This window comes from Aliibacillus thermotolerans, assembly GCF_027853235.1.
Taxonomy (GTDB): Bacteria; Bacillota; Bacilli; order Bacillales; family Marinococcaceae; genus Aliibacillus; species Aliibacillus thermotolerans.
Genome location: NZ_WKJG01000004.1, coordinates 47,141 through 65,788, shown reverse-complemented (window position 1 = coordinate 65,788; position 18,648 = coordinate 47,141). Strand labels below are relative to the sequence as shown.

General features: G+C 41.5%; 15 protein-coding genes. 6 read left to right on the top strand and 9 right to left on the bottom strand.

Annotated features, from left to right (window positions below; genetic code table 11):
- Positions 1-71: 71 nt before the first annotated feature.
- Positions 72-1,100 carry an NADH:flavin oxidoreductase/NADH oxidase gene (locus GJS40_RS00360; protein ID WP_270895266.1) on the bottom strand — a complete coding sequence of 343 codons (1,029 nt, stop codon included), beginning with the start codon at positions 1,098-1,100 and terminating at the stop codon, positions 72-74.
- 125 nt (positions 1,101-1,225) lie between these two features.
- Positions 1,226-2,950 (bottom strand): acetate--CoA ligase, encoded by a 1,725-nt coding sequence (gene acsA, locus GJS40_RS00355; RefSeq protein WP_270895265.1) that lies wholly within the window; start codon positions 2,948-2,950, stop codon positions 1,226-1,228.
- A 380-nt stretch (positions 2,951-3,330) separates the two neighbouring features.
- Between acsA and htpG the strand changes: the two genes are divergently transcribed.
- Entirely contained in the window at positions 3,331-5,211 is a 1,881-nt protein-coding gene (gene htpG, locus GJS40_RS00350; RefSeq protein ID WP_270895264.1) for a molecular chaperone HtpG, read from the top strand.
- Between the two features lie 48 nt (positions 5,212-5,259).
- Here htpG and GJS40_RS00345 read toward each other — a convergent pair whose 3' ends face one another.
- Complete coding sequence (locus tag GJS40_RS00345) at positions 5,260-5,724, bottom strand: FixH family protein (protein ID WP_270895263.1); 465 nt, start codon at positions 5,722-5,724, stop codon at positions 5,260-5,262.
- A gap of 169 nt (positions 5,725-5,893) precedes the next feature.
- On the opposite strand from GJS40_RS00345, the gene GJS40_RS00340 reads away from it, so the two are divergent.
- The 4 genes from GJS40_RS00340 to GJS40_RS00325 are packed head-to-tail and all read left to right on the top strand — an operon-like array spanning position 5,894 to position 9,261.
- The gene (locus tag GJS40_RS00340; protein WP_270895262.1) at positions 5,894-7,219 is read left to right on the top strand and encodes a right-handed parallel beta-helix repeat-containing protein; all 1,326 of its coding nucleotides are present in this window, start codon (positions 5,894-5,896) and stop codon (positions 7,217-7,219) included.
- Positions 7,216-7,761: a nitrous oxide reductase accessory protein NosL gene (locus tag GJS40_RS00335; protein ID WP_270895261.1), complete on the top strand. Its 546-nt coding sequence runs from the start codon at positions 7,216-7,218 to the stop codon at positions 7,759-7,761. The genes GJS40_RS00340 and GJS40_RS00335 overlap by 4 nt, the downstream gene beginning before the upstream one ends.
- Before the next feature lie 35 nt (positions 7,762-7,796).
- Entirely contained in the window at positions 7,797-8,618 is an 822-nt protein-coding gene (locus tag GJS40_RS00330; protein WP_270895259.1) for an ABC transporter permease, read from the top strand.
- Positions 8,605-9,261 carry an ABC transporter ATP-binding protein gene (locus GJS40_RS00325; protein WP_270895257.1) on the top strand — a complete coding sequence of 219 codons (657 nt, stop codon included), beginning with the start codon at positions 8,605-8,607 and terminating at the stop codon, positions 9,259-9,261. The genes GJS40_RS00330 and GJS40_RS00325 overlap by 14 nt, the downstream gene beginning before the upstream one ends.
- Positions 9,262-9,288: 27 nt before the next feature.
- Here the strand turns inward: GJS40_RS00325 and GJS40_RS00320 are convergent, their stop codons facing one another.
- The 4 genes from GJS40_RS00320 to GJS40_RS00305 all read right to left on the bottom strand — a co-directional run bounded on the left by GJS40_RS00320 (position 9,289) and on the right by GJS40_RS00305 (position 14,103).
- Positions 9,289-10,935, bottom strand: coding sequence for a DUF2339 domain-containing protein (locus tag GJS40_RS00320; RefSeq protein WP_270895256.1), 1,647 nt, complete (start codon positions 10,933-10,935; stop codon positions 9,289-9,291).
- A 105-nt stretch (positions 10,936-11,040) separates the two neighbouring features.
- Positions 11,041-12,438 carry a sensor histidine kinase gene (locus tag GJS40_RS00315; RefSeq protein WP_270895255.1) on the bottom strand — a complete coding sequence of 466 codons (1,398 nt, stop codon included), beginning with the start codon at positions 12,436-12,438 and terminating at the stop codon, positions 11,041-11,043.
- The gene (locus GJS40_RS00310) at positions 12,435-13,130 is read right to left on the bottom strand and encodes a response regulator transcription factor (RefSeq protein WP_270895254.1); all 696 of its coding nucleotides are present in this window, start codon (positions 13,128-13,130) and stop codon (positions 12,435-12,437) included. Before GJS40_RS00310 ends, GJS40_RS00315 begins: the two co-directional genes overlap by 4 nt.
- Positions 13,093-14,103: a YncE family protein gene (locus tag GJS40_RS00305; RefSeq protein WP_270895252.1), complete on the bottom strand. Its 1,011-nt coding sequence runs from the start codon at positions 14,101-14,103 to the stop codon at positions 13,093-13,095. Before GJS40_RS00305 ends, GJS40_RS00310 begins: the two co-directional genes overlap by 38 nt.
- Before the next feature lie 231 nt (positions 14,104-14,334).
- On the opposite strand from GJS40_RS00305, the gene GJS40_RS00300 reads away from it, so the two are divergent.
- On the top strand, positions 14,335-15,813 hold the full coding sequence (locus GJS40_RS00300) for an MDR family MFS transporter (RefSeq protein ID WP_270895251.1): 1,479 nt from the start codon (positions 14,335-14,337) through the stop codon (positions 15,811-15,813).
- A 745-nt stretch (positions 15,814-16,558) separates the two neighbouring features.
- Here GJS40_RS00300 and GJS40_RS00295 read toward each other — a convergent pair.
- Together GJS40_RS00295 and GJS40_RS00290 are read right to left on the bottom strand one after the other, a co-directional pair.
- Positions 16,559-17,758 carry a 3-oxoadipyl-CoA thiolase gene (locus GJS40_RS00295; protein WP_270895250.1) on the bottom strand — a complete coding sequence of 400 codons (1,200 nt, stop codon included), beginning with the start codon at positions 17,756-17,758 and terminating at the stop codon, positions 16,559-16,561.
- Positions 17,759-17,778: 20 nt separating this feature from the next.
- A complete protein-coding gene (locus tag GJS40_RS00290) occupies positions 17,779-18,633 on the bottom strand; it encodes a 3-hydroxyacyl-CoA dehydrogenase (RefSeq protein ID WP_270895249.1) in 855 nt (284 codons plus the stop codon).
- Positions 18,634-18,648 lie beyond the last annotated feature (15 nt).

Here is an 18,648-nt window from a genome sequence, read left to right as displayed (position 1 = left end):
TTGCGAGGGTAAAAACAGGTCACATACAACTCTTTTTGCGACCTGTTTCATCGGTAAATGGTTTTATCACTCTATTTAAGAAAAGCTAAATGATATTGCTTCGGAACGTCGATTTCTTGCTTTAACTGTCTCGCTGCATGGAGCGCCCAATAAGGATTGTTTAAAAATCCTCTTCCGATACAAATTAAATCTGCATCGCCATTGGCAACGGTGGCGTGGGCAAGGATTGGATCTGACAGGCGTCCAACTGCTGCAACCGGAACATCGACTTCATGCTTAATGCGTCGCGCATACGGCACTTGGTATCCGTCATACGTGTACGGTCGTTTCTCCCGCGGGAGAGCAGCTTCCCCTCCAGTACTTACGTCAAAAAGATCCACTCCCGCTTCTTTAAACACTTTCGCAAATGCCAAACTTTCTTCGATTCCGTACCCACCTTCCGCATACTCCACCGCAGAAATGCGCATAAATAACGGCATGTCTTCAGGCATTTCTTCTTTTGCAGCGGCAATGATTTCTTTTCCAAACTTCGTACGATCTTCTCCATACTCATCAGTGCGATGATTCGTAAAAGGTGACAGGAATTGATGAATTAAGTAGCCGTGGGCACCGTGAAGTTCGATGACATCAAAACCTGCTTGAACTGCCCGACGAATCCCAAGTCGAAATTTTTCAACCATCTCTATTACTTCTTCCGTCTCTAATGCGCGAGGAGTTTTGAAATTTTCCCCAAATGGAATGGCAGAAGGAGCCACTGGTTCCTCAGCATCTTCCGCTTTTCTACCGGCATGAGCAATTTGAATACCAATTTTTGCTCCATGTTGATGCACCGCTTCCACTAGTTTTGCATACGTTTCCACATGTTCATCTGACCAAATCCCAAGGTCTCCATTCGTTATTCGTCCATCCGGGTCAACGTCCGTCATTTCTAATAAAATTAGCCCGGCTCCCCCTACCGCTCGGGAAACGTAATGTTGAAAATGCCAATCATTCGGTGTGCCGTCTTCTTTCGTCACGGAATATTGACACATCGGAGACATGACGACGCGATTTTTAAGTTCTAATCCTTTTAAGCGAAACGGAGAAAATAACTTGTTCATCCGATTACCTCCCTATGTATATGACGAAACTTATTCATCTCTTTTATTGTAACCACTAACATGATGAAGATAAAGAAATCCATTCGTTTCAAAAGATGACCCCGCATCTGAGGTCATCTTATCTTTTAATTATCTTCCATTGTAGACAAGTCACCGGTCGGAAGTCCTAGCTCCCATGCTTTTAACACACGCCTCATAATTTTTCCGCTCCTCGTTTTAGGAATGGAATCGCGGATTTCAAATATACGTGGAGCAGCGTGGGCGGCGAGTTTCGTTTTCACATGTTCGCGAATGTCTTCTAGTAATTCTTCTGATTCTTTATAACCGTCTCGTAGCGTAATAAACGCTTTAATGACTTCCCCGCGGACTGAATCTGGTACTCCTATCACCCCTGCTTCTGCTACAGCAGGATGTTCAACGAGCTTACTTTCCACTTCAAACGGACCAACCCGCTCTCCTGATGTGTTAATAACATCATCAACGCGACCTTCAAACCAAAAATAACCGTCTTCATCTTTGTATGCCGAGTCTCCTGTCACAAACCAGCCATTGAAGAAATATTGTTCGTATCGTTCCGGGTTGTTCCATACAGTCCGAATCATTGCTGGCCATTTTGGTTTAATTGCTAAGTTCCCCATTTGAAGCGGTGGCAGTTCATTGCCGTCATCATCAATAATGGAAAGTTCAATTCCAGGCAGCGGTTTTCCCATTGAACCTGGTCGGATTGGAAGAGAACGGAAATTTGCACAAATTGGTGCTCCTGTTTCCGTCATCCACCAGTTATCATGTATACGTAATTGCAACGTTTCTTGTCCCCAACGTACTACTTCCGGGTTTAACGGTTCCCCGGCTGACAAGACGTGACGCAAATGGGACAAATCATATGTTTTGATAAGATCATCACTTTGTCCCATAAGAAGTCGGAAAGCCGTTGGTGCACTAAACCAAACGGTCACTTTATATTTTTCAAGCGTACTTAACCATTCTTTCGCGTCAAAACGTCCCCCGCGTAACACATTTGTGACCCCATTTAACCACGGAGACCACATGCCAGCAGATGTTCCAGTCACCCACCCTGGATCGGCGGTACACCAAAAAACATCATCTTCCTTTAAATCATAGACCCATTTACCGCCAATGTATTGATGAATCATTGCATCGTGGACTTGTAAAACCCCTTTTGGTTTTCCTGTAGAACCGGATGTGTAGATAAGCAACATGCCGTCTTCTCGGTCAACCCATTCCATCACGTAATCATCAGAATGAGACATAAGGTCACTGAAAAGGATTTGCTTTTCATCAGTTGTTTCTTCCGTATTAGCTAACACAATAAATTCCAAATTTGGTAAATCATTCACTGGGATCCGTTCATATAATTCCGGTACCGTGACCACCGCTTTGGCCCCACTATCCGATAAACGTTCACGTACAGCTTCTTCCATAAACGCCTCAAACATTGGTCCAGCAATGGCACCAATACGTAAAATCCCGATCATTGCTATATATAGTTCTGGGCTTCGTGGCATAAAAATAAACACGCGATCGCCTTTTTGAACACCCTTTTTCTTCAATCCATTTGCAAATCGACAAGTCAACGTTTTCAGTTCTTCAAACGTATACGATTCTGAGCGTTCCGTATCTTCAAAAATAAAAGCAGTCTTATTACCTTTCCCCTCTTCCACGTGACGATCAATTGCTTCGTGAACCATATTTACTTTTCCCGTTTTGTGCCAAGTAAAGTGTTCTTTTACTTTTTCCCAGTCCATCGTTCCGACCATGTTGTCATAATCATCCAGATTAAAGTCGGAACCTACTGGTTGAATCTCTTGCACAGCTGTCATTTCCCTCATCAAGAATCTTCCTCTCTCACTATGTTATATAACAATATTCATTTTATTTCTATTGTACAATAACAATATCGTTTTTCATAGCGTAAATTTTTTTCAAACCTCTTTTTCCTACAACACGAAAATTTGATTATTTTTTATAGTGATAGTGATGAAGCGTTTACAAACAATAATGAAGCGGTTTTATTCTTTATATTATTCTAATATAAAAAATATTTCGCATACTTTGTTCGTACTTTTACATAACACTTTCACTTCCATTGCAATCACGCCCCCATTGACACAAATCAATGGTTCAGTAAAATATGGGTAGAAGGACATTAGCACTCACTTGATTCGAGTGCTAATTTGTGTGTAATACATAAAGAAAGGAGACAGAAGGAATGGCTGTCAAACAGTTCCAAGCTGAATCGAAACGGTTGCTTGAAATGATGATTAACTCAATTTATTCGCAAAAGGAAGTCTTTTTGCGAGAACTTATCTCCAACGCCAGTGATGCCATTGATAAAATGTACTATCGAGCGTTAACGGACGATTCAATTTCTTTTAATAAAAATGATTATTACATCAAGGTAACTAGCGATAAAGAAAAAAGAGAACTGATTGTGGAAGATACCGGGATTGGCATGACAGAAGAGGAGTTAGAAGAAAATCTTGGGACGATTGCAAAAAGCGGCTCCCTTGCTTTTAAAAATGAAACGGAGATCAAAGATGGTCACGATATAATCGGACAATTCGGCGTCGGTTTTTACTCCGCTTTCATGGTTGCTTCCTCTGTAACGGTCATAACGAAATCGATCGACAGCGACCAAGCATACAAATGGAAATCGAATGGAGCGGAAGGATACACCATCGAACCAGCCACAAAAGAGACGACCGGAACGAAAATCATTTTAAAGCTGCGCGAAAATACAGAAGATGAAACATACGATGACTTTTTAGAAGAACATCGTCTTCAGTCCATTATTAAAAAGTATTCTGATTTTATCCGTTATCCAATCAAAATGGACGTAACTGTACGTAAGAAAAAAGAAGGAACAGAAGATGAGTATGAAGAAGTCATCGAAGAACAAACCATCAACAGCATGGTGCCAATTTGGCGCAAAAATAAAAACGAGTTAAAGAAAGAAGACTACGAAGCGTTTTATGCCGAAAAACATTACGGTTTTGATAAGCCGCTCAAACATATTCATCTTAGTGTCGACGGGGCTGTTCGCTATCAAGCAATTCTTTACATTCCAGAGAAAACACCATTTGATTACTATACACAAGAGTATGAAAAAGGGTTAGAACTGTACTCTAACAGCGTCCTCATTATGGACAAGTGTCCGGATTTACTTCCTGATTATTTCAGTTTCGTGAAAGGTCTTGTTGATTCGGAAGACTTGTCGCTCAATATCTCCCGTGAAATGCTGCAACACGACCGACAACTACAATTGATTGCGAAAAATATTAAAAACAAAATTAAAAGCGAACTGAAAACGATGCTGAAAAAAGAACGGGAAACATATGAAAAGTTTTATGAATCTTTCGGGCGTCAATTAAAGTTTGGCGTACAAATGGACTTTGGTGCCAACAAAGACGACTTAAAAGATTTGCTTCTTTTCTACTCTTCGAAAGAAAAGAAAATGGTCACATTAGATGAATACGTCTCCCGCATGCCGGAAGACCAAAAATATATTTATTATGCGACCGGGGACTCTTATGAACGGATTGAAAAATTACCGCAAACGGAAATGGTATTGGATAAAGGATATGAAATTCTATACTTTACCGAAGACATTGATGAGTTCGCTGTAAAAACCCTCATGACTTACAAGGACAAGCAATTTAAATCGGTAGCAAGCGGAGACTTAGGAATTGAAGACGAGAAAGAAACAGAAGATGTCAAAGCGGAAGAAAAAGAAAATGAAACATTATTCAAAACGATGAAAGACGTGTTAAAAGACAAAGTAGTCAACGTGCGGGCATCGACACGTCTCAAATCCCATCCGGTCTGCTTAACCGCTGAAGGAGAAGTATCCATCGAAATGGAAAAAGTATTACAAGCGATGCCAAACAATCAGCATATTAAAGCTGACAAAGTACTGGAAATTAATACGAACCACAAAATATACGACGCGTTAAAAGATGCGCTAGAAAATGATAAAGATAAGCTCGAACTATATACGAAACTACTTTACAACCAAGCTTTGCTCATTGAAGGATTGCCAGTGGAAGACCCAGTGGAATTTACGAACGATATGTGTAAAGTGATGGTCTAATGACATCTCCAGCGATGCCATCCAGTGTATAGCGTCGCTGGAGATTTTTTAATGATGACCCCACATCGATTCCACCGTATCTTCTTCTTGTTCAATTTGTTCCACATCAGGGTCTCCTACAATGACTTGTTCCTTTTCCATGCGATGCATCTCACAGGCAGTAACATGGTAATAAGCATAATAGACCCCTTCCTCAGGAAACTCCCAATCAAGGGTGTAAACACCTGTCTCATTCGTTTTGCTCACTTCTTCTAAGTAATGATAGTCCTCATTTCCATGTTCCCAAATTTCTAACGCTACATCTTGCGGGTCAGCAATTGGCAAGTTATCGTGAGAAAGATTCAATTGAAAGGTAACGTTTTCTCCCGGTGAGATATTATTTGGGCTCCAAGAAAGTTCCACTTCAATCGGTGCTAACGTATTTTCACACGTAGCCACTTCTTCCTCGTCATTCCCACAGGCGGACAGCACAATAGACAAAACGAGTAACACACTCCATAATAACCGTTTCATTTTTCATCTCCTTTTCCATAGGACGTTTCTCCAATCCCTATTATAGACCATTCCCATGATAAAGAAATCAAGATAGAAAAATGACAAATTGTAAAAAAGAAAAGCAATTTCACATTTATTTTTCATTTTTCTTTTAGGATAGAGGCAGTGAAAGAAAGGGGCGCTACAAATGAAATTATGGGTCAAGCTCTCTTTCGTGTGCACATTGGTCTTTTGGATCGGGGAAGCGTCGGCTTTCGGACAAGTAGCAACGGATGATTCCTTACAGTCTCTCATCGACCGTGCCTCCCCAAACGAAGTCATTGTCTTGGAGGGACAAACATATGAGGAAGCGATTCATATTGATAAGCCGATGACTTTAATCGGAGACGATGAGACCGTCATCAAAGGAACGGGGGAAAAACCTGCGATTCACATAGAAGGAGAAGGCGTGCATGTAGAAAACATTATTATCGATGCAAGGGACAATGAGGCAAGAAGTGCGATTCTCGTCGAAGGAGAAAACCATACGTTAAATAAGCTAACCATTATCACACAAAACCAAGGAATTTCATTTCAACATGCGCACGACTCAACAATCACTCACAGTGCGATTACTCGGACAAAAACGGCAGAATTCTCTTCTTCGATGACAGATCGTATCGGTAACGGCATTGACGTCTATCACTCCCACCGCAATGAGCTTAAAAACAACCGGATTTCAGGTGTCAATGATGGCATCTACATAGAAGCAAGCGAAAACAACGTAGTAACCGAGAACGACGTCACCAACTCTCGTTATGCGTACCACCTCATGTTTACGTCAGGAACGCTGTTACAAAACAATCGTGCAACAAACAATGTCACCGGTGCAATGGTGATGGGAACGGAAGGAACAAAAGTATTAGAAAACAGATTGTCCCATCACCAAGGGCACGTTCACGCCCAAGGAATGCTTTTATATGACGTAAAAGGTGCCATCGTCCAAGATAACGAGGTCACCGAAAATTTATTTGGAATGGTTGTTGAAAATACAATGGACTCCATCATTTCCAACAATACTTTTATCGGCAACTACATCGGTGTCCAATTGCAATCTTCCGAAAACAATACGATGGTGGAAAATGACTTCATTCAACAAGTCGTCCCGGCCCGCTCCATGGACACAAAACAGAACGATGTCAAGCGAAACTTTTGGGAAGGACACGCAGGACTGGATATGACAGGAGACGGATTGAGCGATCTCCCCTACAGCGCAGACCCGATTTTTCAAGCGGTGCTACAACACCGTCCAGCTTTTCAATTATTCGCGGATAGTCCCGGATTTGCATGGATGACAGAAATGTTTGCTCAAAATAAAGAAGGCGTCTTTCAAGATGCAGCCCCTGCACTGCAACCGTTTCATCAAACGGAGCGACACGAAGTACAAGTCGTTTCTTTCACGACCTATATGATCCTTTTCGTATGTATCGGGATTGCTATCATTCCATTTTTTATAGGAGGAAGAAAAACATGAAAAAATTGGTGAAGTTTTTATTTGTCAGTATGATACTCTCGTTTCTTGCTGCTTGTGGGAGCGACGAAGAACGCATGGAACCCCGTGCGGTCAATGAAGGGGAAGACAAATGCGAAATTTGTCATATGATGGTGCCGGACGATCATCACGCGACACAAATTGTGTTAACTGACGGGCGTCATTTAATGTTTGATGATGTGGGAGATATGTGGGTATGGCTAGAAGAACAGGGCGATGAAGAAGTCGACGGGGCATACGTTCGGGATTATCATACAGAAGAATGGATTTTATTTGATGAAGCAACGTTTGTCTATCATGAAGATTTCCGTACTCCAATGGCATATGGCATTTATTCCTTTGCCTCAGAAGAAGATGCGATTTCTTTCCAAGAGGAAGAAGGAATGGGAGACATTTTATCTTATGAAGATTTATCCTCTCATTCATGGGAGAGAAATATGGAGTTAATGGAAGAACACGATCATGACCATCATGATCATGACCACGATGAAGACGAACATGTAGAAGAAACAAAAGAAGAATAAGGGCTTAGATGGAATAAGAAGAGAGGAGAAAAAAGATGTGGAGCGTAACGAAACAAGAATGGAAATTAAACACGCGTTTACCGTGGGTGTACTTCTTTCTCGTCACCTACACCCTATTTGTCTACTTTTTCTCTTCTTTACATGCCGATAGCGCTCTAGGACTTGGTTTATACACAAATATGACGGGAACGATGATGAATATAACGATTTATTTTTTACCGTTATTCACGTTAATGATCGCAAGTTTTTCTGTCACGACGGAAAAAGAAGACGGAAGACTCAACCTTTATTTCATTTCTCCCGCTCCTTTGTGCCATTGGATAGTTGGAAAATGGTTCGGTCTCTTCGGTGTGTTAGGGGCTGTGATTCTCATCTCTTTCAGTTTCGCTAGCATCATCGCTCTTTTCATGAAGATAGACGTGACTGTAAATAATATGTATTTGTTATTTTTTTCTCTCTCTTTGCTTGCGATGTTTCTCTCCCTAGGCATCTGTATCGGAACGTTTGTCAAAAACCGTTGGCAAGCGTTGACGGTCTCTGTCATTGTGTGGGGATTCTTTATTTTGTTATGGCCGATGTTTCTCATGACTGTCCTTTCTTCTTTTCGCTATCAAACGATTGTCACTGCATTAGAGATAAGTACGTTTATCAATCCAGTGGAATGGCTCCGTATTTTTGTTATCTCAAACATGGGAGGCGGGGTTATTTTTGGAGCGGAATATACGGACTGGATCACGTGGACGGAAGGAGGAACGGGGGTGATCATCTTCATCCTCGCGCTTGCCGGTTGGATCATCCTTCCCCTTCTCTTCAGTTCGATGTATTTAAAAAGGAGACGAACATATGGAGAAAAATAAACGGGTCCAAATGAAACAGTTATCGAAAAAAAGAGGCGACCAAACGATTATTCGTAATTGGAGTGCTCATTTACATGCCGGGGAAATCGCGATCGTCGTGGGACCAAATGGTGCCGGAAAAAGTACGATAACAAAAATGTTAACAGGAGAGCTTAAACCAGATGCTGGGGATATTTGGGTAGGTAGCGCCCATGTGAGCAAAAACCCCCTTCTCTATCGCAAACAAATCGGATATATGCCTGATAAATTAAATATGGACATATCTCTTACGTGCTTTGAATTTCTTTCTTATTACGCGTCTCTTTACGGTAAAAAACAGTCAGTCGTCACCTCTTGGCTCCGGAGGGTAGAGCTCGAGCCGAAACAATCGATAAAAAAATTATCAAAAGGAATGACCCAACGACTGCTTCTTGCCAGAGCACTTTTTACGGACCCATCTTTTCTTATTTTAGATGAACCGACAAACGGACTAGATCAACATTGGTTACAAGAACTGAAAGAAATATTAACATCATTCCAACAAACAGGAGGAACGATTTGGATCACCACCCATGACGAATCCTTTGCTCAATCACTTGAAGGGAAGACGTGGCGACTACAAAACGGTGAAATGATCTCTGCACATGAATGGAGCTGTCTATGACTCATAAGACAGCTCCACTTATTTCTTCTATTTATTGGAGTAGAAAAAGCGGGAGATTCCAATACCGATTCCACCGAGGACGATAAATAGAACCGCTCGAATGGCGATGGACACTTCGGATATATCAACGAAAAACACTTTCGCTAACGTTACAAATAATAGTCCTACTCCCATTGTACGAAATCTCGCACGATTGGAACGAAAGCCGATGAAAATGCAAGCTGCCGCATACACAATCCATGCGAACGACAAAGAATACAAACTCACATCTTCAGATATATCCTTCGTCCAACCATGTATAAACAAACTCATATAAAGCCATACAGCGAAAATGTACACGACTTCGTACTGCTGAAACAGTCGGTGCATTTTCGGAGAGAGAGTCTTCATTCGACCGACTACATATAAAATAGTGAAAGAAACGAGAGCGATAAACCAATTCATATGTTCCGTTGAAACAATGTCAAATGGCATTTGAAAAAGAAGAAAGAAAACACCATGAAAAAGTGAAATAATACCGACCACCCGTTGCAAGTCAGAACGTAAAACGTTTCCGAGAATCATAGAGATAATTCCGGTCACGACCAGGGTGGAAGTAAACCATTCATCAAAGTATCGAGCAGATAATAAAAAGATGGAATACGCTACAAGAGCCAATATAAACCCGGCACGTCCGCGACTTTGAATACGCCAATAAAAATAACAAGAAGTCATTAAATGCAGTAGAAGCCAACCAATAAGGGACCATAGAAACTCACTTTTAGTAAAAAAGAAAAACATCCAACCCGTTAATAATACGTATTGCGTGAAAATCATTCCAATTGGATACTTCTGATATTCCTTCAGAAACAAAACAGCTAAAAGCATGAGATGTTGTAACGAAAATAGTCCGTACATGAAATATGTCTCTGCAGTGTTTGCTTGCCAAGCGACCGGCAGATAAACCGCATGAAGCGCTAAAACAGATACGTAGAACAAGCCAACAAAACGAAACTTAATCGCGACTAGAAAGAACAAGACGTAGACTACAAATTCATAGATTGCAAAAAAGGAAATATTCGGGTCCGTACTGTCTAATAAAATCGGGTTTAAAAAGCCGGTAATCGCGGCAAGAATCCCCAACGCTTGGGACTGATAACGCACGGTTAAAGCGACGCCTCCGATAGCCACAGCGATATTTAATATAAAAGCAATAAAAAGAGGAATCAGACCATATAACGCATGACCCGCAAAAGTTGTTAACGTCGCAATCCCCACCGCTCCGGCCAGAAGCACTTGTGCTAAAGAGTAATGGGAAAGATTGTATTGCCATCTCCCTAAAAAAAGCAACCCAATGGAAACAGCATAGCCGACGACAATAAGTACGGTTTCAGTAAGGAATCCACCTTCATATAAAGCAACAAACGCCCAAACGACTCCTAATAATAAAACAAATAAGAACACACGAGGAAGCCAGACAGAGCCAATACGTTTTTCCAGCGAATCCATGGAACCGTCCTTTGGCTCTTGTTGAGGAGGCTTGAGGCTCTCGTGTGGTTGAGGCTGTTTATTTTCGGAAGCTTTCGGTATTGGTACTTTTTTCTCCTGAGGAGAAGACTTCGCTTTGAGACGTTCTTCTAATATTTGCACCCGCCTTTCCAGTTCAGCAATCCGTCGTTCCTGATCCTCTGCCATCTTTCCAATCCCTCCAACATCCGTTCATAGGTTCTTTGAGCATAGCAAAATCATTTTTCTTTGTATATAGGGCTCGTGCCTGAATTGGATAAAAAAAGCAGTACCTTATTCTTCCCATAGCGGGAAGCGGAGGGTCACCGTCGTTCCTTTTCCTTGTTCCGATTGAATATTGAATTTCCCGTCTAAACGGTTCGTTAACTGTTGGACAATGGACAAACCGAGCCCAGTTCCCCCCATTTTTCTCGTTCGTGCTTTTTCGACGCGGTAAAACCGTTCCGTAATCATCGGTAAATCTTTCTCTGGGATGCCAATTCCACTATCTTCCACTCGGATACAAGCTTGTTTTTTCTCGCGATAAGCGGAAACAACGATATTGCCGTTCGCTGGCGTGTAACGGTACGCGTTGTCTAAAATATTAATAAAAATTTGTAAGAAACGATCCTCTTCTCCTATGATAATGAGAGAATCATCAATGTCAGCGGTAAAGTTCATCTCTTTTTCTTCGTGCATCATTTGTACTCGCGCGATTGCATCGTGAAGAATTTCCGACAACGGAAGCGGATAACGTTCCACCGAAGCTTCATCATCCAATCGAGCTAATTCATGAATATCTTTCATCAATCGCTCCATTCGCTCTGCTTCTTCATGGATCGTCTCTCCATATTCATTCAGTAGAGAGCGATCAACATTCTCTTCTGTCAACTCTTTTAAAAGTAATTCACTATACCCTTTCACGTAACTTAAAGGAGTTCTCAGTTCGTGAGAGACGTTTTGTAAAAATGCTTTCCGCTGATTATCTTCTTCTTCCAAGCGACTCGCCATATGATTAAATGACGTTGCCAATTCTTTCATTTCATCTGTTTTCAAATCGAGCTTCAATCGCTCGTTCCATTTTCCTTCCGCTAGCTTTTGCGCTTGGGCTTGAATTTGTTGAACTGGCTTTATAATATGCTTTACCATCGAGCGCCGGACGAACAATACGACAGCAATCCCGCCGGCAAGAAATAATAATAAGTAAGGGAGAACATTTAAAAAAGGCGTGTAAATAGAAGAAATCGGGACATAGACAAATACCGCTGCAATGAAATGCCCATTTTCTTTCATCGGATAAGCAAGACCCGCTATTTGTTGATCGACTCCTTCATGATGGCGAACAATTTCAATCGTTTCTCCCTGCAATAACCGATCTCGCTCTTCCATCGTAAATAACGAATCCCCCATGACGATATCAAGGGGAATAGCAGCGCCTAGTTCCATCGGATTATCTGAAAAAATAAGACGTCCTTCGGTATATTCCGTTAAAACGGACAGTTTATGTTCAAATACGTCTCTCTCTTCTTCTTTGTACCATATCGCTACTTTTTCGACGTATTGATGCAACTCTTCAAACTGCTCATCAATATATAAACGTTGGTATAAAAAGTACGTCAAAAAGATAGTGAGGAAGACGATAACCGTTAGCACGCTCCCCCAAAGAAACCAAGACCGTCTTTCTATCGTCATTTTTCTTCACCACTGAAACGATAACCAACACCCCACACAGTGTGAATAAATCGAGCTGCTTCTTTTAATTTCAGGCGAAGGGTTTTCACATGGGTGTCAATCGTACGACTGGCATGGTCCGGTGTTTCTTCTCCCCATACATCATGATAAATTTGATCTCGGGAAATGACTTTTCCTTCGTTTTTCATTAACAGTAGCAAAATATTAAATTCTTTTCTCGTCATTACGATTTCATTTCCACCCACTTTTACTCGGCGCGTTTTTTCATTCACTTCTAACTCCTCGAACCGAAGGACATCTGTTTCTTCCGGCTGGTTGTAATCTCCTGCTCTTCGCAACAACGCTTCCACCCGAGCCACTAATTCTTTTCCGCTAAACGGTTTCGTAATATAGTCATCCGCTCCTAAGCGAAGACCTTTCACACAATCCTCCTCATCCGTTTTCGCCGTAACCATCAAAATTGGCACGGTGGAGAACTGGCGAATTCTTTTGCACGCTTCATATCCATCTACTCCAGGCATCATAATATCGAGCAAAATTAAATCTACATCATTTCCTAACGTAGTAAGAATTGCTTCGTCCCCATTTCCAGCAAACAATAAACTATATTCATCTTCCGGGAAAAACGAAGCGAGTAATTTTCTCATTTTATGTTCATCGTCGACAATTAAGATTCGCTTCTGGGTCTCCATCCCCTTCTTCCCTCCATTTCAACATGGCATGCGGTCCAGCGTCAACATCCCATTCCTTCAACACTTCAAGATTTTCCGCATCTAAAAGAGCCACTTGATTGCTATCGAGCATACTAATATACAATCCTTCGTTTTCACAAAGAAGGAAATAAGGATTGTACGGTAAAGCAGTTTCAGCGACCACTTCGTTTGTTTCCAAATGAATGCGTTGAATCAAATGATCTCCGTGACTAACGACAAAAATAGAATGATCTATTTTACTCGGTTCAATAATGACCGGCATTAAACCTGCTTCAATTGCACTTAACAATTCTCCTTCGTAATTAAATAAAAAAACTTGTTTATTTAAAGAAGAATAGTCACCGTGTCCACCAATATACACAGTAGATTCTGATACGTATATTCCGTTCGGTCGAGAAAGAACCGAAAAGTGAGTCACTTCTTCTTTTTGATTTAAATCTATTTTCGAGATCGTGTTATCTTTTGTATTCGCAACAAACAAAAAATTGCCACTCGGATCCATATCTAATGAATACGGATGCTTTCCGACCGCGATTGTATTTATGATCGTCTCTTTGCCAATGTCATATATTAACACTTCCCCCCGCAACGTATGAGAAATATAAACGACATTTCTTTCCGAGTCCACGACCATTTCAGAAGCCCCTTCACCAACCTTTGCGACTGTTTTTAACGTTTTACTTCGTTCATCAATTTTCCATATATATTCATCCCGTTGGCTGACTACTAGTACATCCCCCGTTGGCAAGCGCACCATATCTTTCATAATAAATGGCAATTCCACTTTTTGTTTCACGTTTCCCGAATCTACATCAATGATTGTTAACAATGGTTCTTTTAAATGAGCGACCCACAAAGTATCCTCTTTATTTTCAGGAAAAGTAAGCTTTTGACAAGACATAAGGAGGATAAGGGTAATGATGACAACTCCGAGATAAAGCAATCGTTTCACTGCTTATTCTCCCCTTTCCGGTTCAGGCACCTCTTCTGTTTATATTATAAGAAATGTTTGAGAAATCTTTGTGAAATCATCGCGCGATAAAAATCGAGTCGAATGACTGCTACTTTCATTGGTTTTTGTCATCTAAAAACAAAATAATTGTTTTAGTATAAAATAAAAAGCTATGATATAATAGCATTCTCTCTAAGAGAAAAGTGAATGTAATAGAGGGGAGTAGCGCAAATGGATTTGTCACATCACGATTCATGGAAGATCACACCTCTACAAAAAGCACTGATGATCGCTGCCATGCTTGCCGGTGCTTTTATGGGGATTATGAATGAAACATTGTTAGTCACCGCATTACCAACCATTATGGACGTATTTTCCCTTACAGAGAGTAAGGTCCAATGGTTGACAACGGTATTTTTGTTAACAAACGGTATTATGATTCCAATTTCTGCGTTTTTTATTGAAAAGTTTACGACGAGAGGGTTATTTTTAACTTCAATTGGACTGTTTGGAGTAGGGACTTTCATTGCTTCTCTTGCTCCTTCTTTTGGTTTTCTCGTTCTCGCACGAATCGTGCAAGCAACAGGTTCAGGCATTATGCTTCCTTTGTTAATGACTGTGTTGCTTGCTGTTATTCCGGTAAAAAGACGAGGACTTGCGATGGGACTGATGGGAATTGTCATTTCTTTCGCACCGGCCATCGGTCCTACTTTGTCTGGTTGGTTGCTTCATCATTTTGAATGGCGATCACTCTTTTTCACGATGCTTCCGATTGTAGTCATTGCGATGACGCTTGCTTTCTTTTCAGTAAAAAATGTAACGGAACAGTCGAATCCGAAAATTGATATTCCTTCTATCTTGCTTTCTTCTTTTGGTTTTGGCGGCATATTGTATGGTTTTAGTGCATTAGCGGAAAAAGGTTGGAGTCATCCCATCGTTCTCCTAACGATTAGCGGAGGTGCGGTGATTCTCTTTTTCTTTATCCGAAGACAATTACAGATGGACCAACCGATGTTAGAATTTCGAGTGTTCCAGTTTCCAGTCTTCACTCTGTCTGTCATCATTACGATGGCAGCACTTATTTCGATGATTGGAGCGGAGACGCTTCTTCCCCTTTACATGCAAACCGTGCGGGATTTCACACCGCTAGAGTCAGGGCTGATGTTACTTCCTGGTGCCATTGTGATTGGCGTGATGTCGCCTATTACTGGGCATCTATTTGATACGTTCGGAGCAAAATGGCTTGCCATTACCGGGCTCGCCATCGTCACCGTGACAACCTTTTTATTTACACGATTGACATTAGATACTCCTTACGTCTACATGACAACGATTTATGCGATTCGAATGTTTGGTCTTTCTTTTGCAATGATGCCGGTCGTTACTTCCGCATTGAACCAATTACCACCGAAATGGTACGCCCACGGCTCTGCCATGATGAATACGATGCAACAAATTTCCGCTTCGATCGGAACAGCCATTCTCGTGACAAGCATGAGTATTGGCGCAGCATGGTATGAACCCCCTGCGTCGTTAATCGCAGCAGGAGATGAGGCAACCATTTTACAACTCGCCCAACTAAACGGCTATCATTGGGCGTTTATTGGAAGTACCATTTTAGCACTGATTGCTTTTCTTCTTTCTCTCTTCATTAACGAGAAAAAAGAACCTCGAGTCGAATCCATCGAACAACAAGTAGTGCATGAATAACAAACAAAGTGAGACTGAGACATAACTAGCCAAAAAAGAATGGTTCCAAGCACTAGAATTTGCTTGGAACCATTTTTGTAAGGTTTTTTCCTTTTTTCTAATGGTTGGGTTACTATTTCTATCAGTTTCCCGCCAGAAGCGCATACACAAGAAGTATAAATGAGCCTCCAATGATTCTATGTCTATTTCACCAGTATGATGTACGCGGATAGTAAGCAGGACGGCCGAATGCACCGCAAGCACCCAATCGAAGCTTCCTTGGAACGAGATTCCCCATTTGTAACACGTCATGAGACCATTCGGTAGGAATTTTGTGTGATATTTCGTCGTATGAACCTTTTATATGACAATTCATTGCATCGTTCTCGTAATAAAAGGTCGTATGAAACATGATGCGATCTGTTTTTATCCTAATATCTTCCATTTTAAGCTTTCATACGACCATTCGACCGGTGTTTGACAAAATGAAGCGTCGCATGAAACGTTTATGGGACGATTCATCTTCTTTTTTAACGCGTCATTCGTCGCATGAAGCAAAAACTGCTCCGAATCACTTATTCATTTCCAGTTTTCACCCTCTTACAACCACTCCTGTTCAGATTGCACGAAAAAAGTGTCGCATCACCAGTTCATACGACACTTTTTTCATCATTTTCATTTTTAATTGTTCTTAGCACACAAAAAGAGGGACTCACCAAGTTTTTGGGCGATGACTGAAGTTGCATCCTCAACTTTTTTTGTTGAATTAATCTTTTTTTACAATTAAAGAAATTCCTTGTCCGACGCCGATACACATTGTGGCAAGGCCGGTTTTGCTTCCTCGTTTTTTCATTTCATGAACAAGGGTTGTTAAAATTCGTGCCCCACTTGCTCCGAGCGGATGTCCAAAAGCAATCGCTCCACCGTTGACATTTAATTTTTCTTGATCAATGTTTAATTCACGAATGCATGCGAGAGACTGGGAAGCGAAGGCTTCGTTTAGTTCAATTAAATCGATGTCATCGATTGTCATATTCGCACGTTCCAATGCTTTTCGCGTAGAGTAGATAGGACCAATTCCCATAATTCTCGGTTCTACCCCAGCCACTGCGGAAGTGACATACGTTGCCATCGGCTCAAGCCCTAATTCTTCTGCTTTTTTGCGACTCATTAATAGCAGTGCGGACGCCCCGTCGTTTACTCCAGACGCATTTCCGGCTGTAATGCTGCCATCTTGAAAGAGAGATGGTAAGGCGTTTAATTTTTCAAGCGTAGTGGTTGGACGTGGATGCTCGTCTTCTGTTACTTGATACGTCCCTTTCTTTCGGTCCTCAATGGTTACCGGTACGATTTCATCTTTTAAGCGACCGCTTTCCATCGCCGCTTTTGCCTTCATTTGACTATTATAAGCAAACTCGTCTTGGTCTTCTCGGGAAATATCAAAATCTTCGGCGACGTTTTGTGCTGTTTCTGGCATCGAATCAACACCATACTTTTCTTCCATTAATGGATGAATAAAACGCCAGCCAATCGTTGTGTCATACAACTCTTTCTTTCCCCGAGCAAACGCATTTTCAGGTTTTCCCATGACATACGGTGCTCGTGTCATGCTTTCTGTTCCACCAGCGATCATAATATCTCCTTGTCCTGTTGCAATCGCTCTTGCTGCGTATGTCACCGCATCTAATCCAGAACCACACAGGCGGTTAATCGTTGTACCTGCTACTCCAATTGGTAGACCTGCGAGTAGCGTAGACATACGAGCAACGTTTCGGTTATCTTCCCCTGCACCGTTCGCGTTTCCCATAACGACTTCTTCAATTTCTTCTGGGTCGACGTTTGGATTCCGTTCCAATAACGCTTTTAACACGATGGCACCAAGATCATCTGGGCGAACAGATTTAAGCGCACCGTTGTAACGGCCAATCGGGGTTCTAACTGCATCAATGATTACCACTTCTTCCATGTTCCCCGCTCCTCTCTCTATTAGTCTTCATATTTGTACACGCCATGATTGGTTTTTCTACCAAGTCTTCCCGCCTTTACTAATTGTTCTAAAATTGGCGCAGGGCGGTATTTTTCCCCGAGTTTTTCATGTAAATATTTTAAGTTATTAAGACGTGCATCTAATCCAACGAGATCCGCTAATTCAAGTGGTCCCATAGGATAATTTAACCCTAACTTAATCGCTTTGTCTATATCTTCTGCACTGGCCACTCCTTCTTGAAGCATATGGAACGCTTCGTTTCCAACAAGGGCGCTAATGCGACTTGTTACAAAACCTGGGAATTCATTCACTTCCACGGTTTCTTTTCCCATTTTTTCAGAAACTTCTTTGACGATTGCTACTGTTTCATCTGTCGTTTGTAGTCCTCTTACAATTTCTACGAGCTTCATGCGATGCACTGGGTTGAAAAAGTGCATAACAGCAAATCGCTCACCATTGTTCGTAAATGAACCGAGTTCTGTTGGACTAATGGTAGAAGTGTTAGACGTAATAATAACATCTTCTCTCGCATGTGTTGCGACCGTTTCTAACACATTTTTCTTCAAGTCGCGCTTTTCAGGGACTGCTTCAATGACAAAGTCCGTTGATTTCGCTGCTTCTACTAAATCTGTGGACGTATGCAAATGATGTAATAAGCTTTCCCTTTCTTCTTCCGTTAATTTTCCTCTGTCAACGCCTTTTTGACTTGTTTTTTCGGCATATTCATAAGCTGACTTTAATTGGTCTTCAGAAACATCTACCAAAGTTGTTTGGAAACCAGCAAGGGCCGAGACATAAGCTATGCCTCGCCCCATCACACCGGCACCCACAACGGTTACGTTTTGGGTTGTCATACTTACAGGTTCTCC